The organism is Chryseobacterium taiwanense (assembly GCF_000813825.1).
GTDB lineage: Bacteria > Bacteroidota > Bacteroidia > Flavobacteriales > Weeksellaceae > Chryseobacterium > Chryseobacterium taiwanense.
On sequence record NZ_JWTA01000032.1, the window covers coordinates 1 to 1,709 of the forward strand.

1 protein-coding gene and 1 pseudogene are annotated in these 1,709 nt (G+C 33.9%); both read left to right on the plus strand.

The window, feature by feature from the left end; translation table 11 throughout:
• Positions 1-994 (plus strand): annotated as a pseudogene (locus RM51_RS19590) (hypothetical protein); the annotation flags it as partial.
• Positions 995-1,004: 10 nt separating this feature from the next.
• The coding region (locus tag RM51_RS18855) for a M56 family metallopeptidase (protein WP_039373320.1) at positions 1,005-1,709 on the plus strand (705 nt) is incomplete at its 3' end.

Here is a 1,709-nt window from a genome sequence, read left to right on the forward strand (position 1 = left end):
AGAGAAAGCAGTTTCTCAAATTAAAAAAGACACCATAAGACCTGATCATCATAAAAATGAATCAGTCAGAATCTACAGAAAAACAAATGATGAGAAAAAAATAGCGGAACTAGGTAAAAAGATCGAAGAAAAAAGTAAAGCGCTGAAACAATTGAAGCCTGAAACTAAAGAGTTCGATAAAAATGTAGAAGAAATAGCACAGCTTTCCGGAGAAATTGCAAAAATTACCAATTCGGGAGACTTTCAAAAATCGTTGGCAAGGATAAAAATGAATGGTAAAGAGATGAGCGTTGACGAATTCTTGAATTCAGACCAATGGAAAAGTCAAATGAAGGATTTAAAAGATTTGAAATTTGAAATGCTTGATTTTCCTGAGTTTGGAAAGGAAGCTGTGTTCGTAGTTCCAACACCTCCAAGTCCACCGAATGCACCAAAAGCTCCACATGCTCCTCAAATTAAAGTGTTTAAGATGAATGATCTGAAATACCCTGCTTACAGCAAAAAAGCAGAAAGAGAAATGAAAAAAGCGAGAAAACTTGCTGAGAAAGCCAGAGAAGCCGGAGAAAAAGCAAGGGTTCAGAGTGAAAAAGCGAGACTTGAAAATCAGAAAGCAAGATGGGGTGATGAAAAGGCTAGATTGGAAGGTGATAACATTAGAAAATCTATTGCTTATGATTTCAAATACACGAAACCAACTGCTTTGAAAGTTACAGCAAACTCAATGAGACACAGCCTTGATGGAACTAATTTTTCAGCTTCAGGAATCTCTAAAATTGATGGAGATGTTTCAAGAATTTACGTTAATGGAAAAGATGCCTTCGATGAAAACATGAAAATCATCATCAACGGAAAAGAAGCTTCTAGAGGTGATTTGAAAATATTGAATGGTGATCAGATAGAATCTATCAACATAAAAAAGAATATGGAGAACGGGAAAATGACAGGTGAAATTTCTATCAATCTGAAAAACAAGAAAGAAAAAGAAGACTTATAGTATTTTAATCATGGAAGCATTATTCTATATCTTAAAAGTGATCATTTGTTCAGGCGTTTTACTGGGATATTATTATCTCTCGCTCAAGGACAAGACGTTTCACCATTACAATAGATTTTATCTGTTGTTTTCGATACTGATTTCGTTATTGCTTCCCTTGATAAAGCTTGAAGATTTTACTATTGAGGTCAATCAGAATATCTATATGCTGATCGATAAAGTGCAGAACTTTAGTCCATCAGAAAACACAAATACCCATGAAAACTTATATTATACAGTAGTTTTTTCAGTTTTAGGAATCGTTTCCGTGTATTTTTTAGGAAAATTCATCTATGGAACCTTCAAAATACATGAACTGAAAACTCAATTTGAAAGAGAAAACATCGAAGGGATCAACTTTTACCGTACTGACCTTACAGATGCTCCTTTTTCCTATTTTAAAAACCTTTTCTGGAAGAATTCTATCATGTTGAATTCGGAAATAGGAAAGCAGATTTTAAAGCATGAAATGGTTCATATCGAACAGAAACACACGTTTGATAAGATCATTTTAGAGATTATTACCTCGGTATTTTGGTTTAATCCGTTTTACCATTTAATCAAAAAAGAAATTAATTTAATACACGAATATCTGGCTGATAAAAAAGCCGTAAAACAATCGGACACGAAAGCATTTGCGCAGATGCTTTTAGCGAGTCACTTTTCCGGAGTAGAG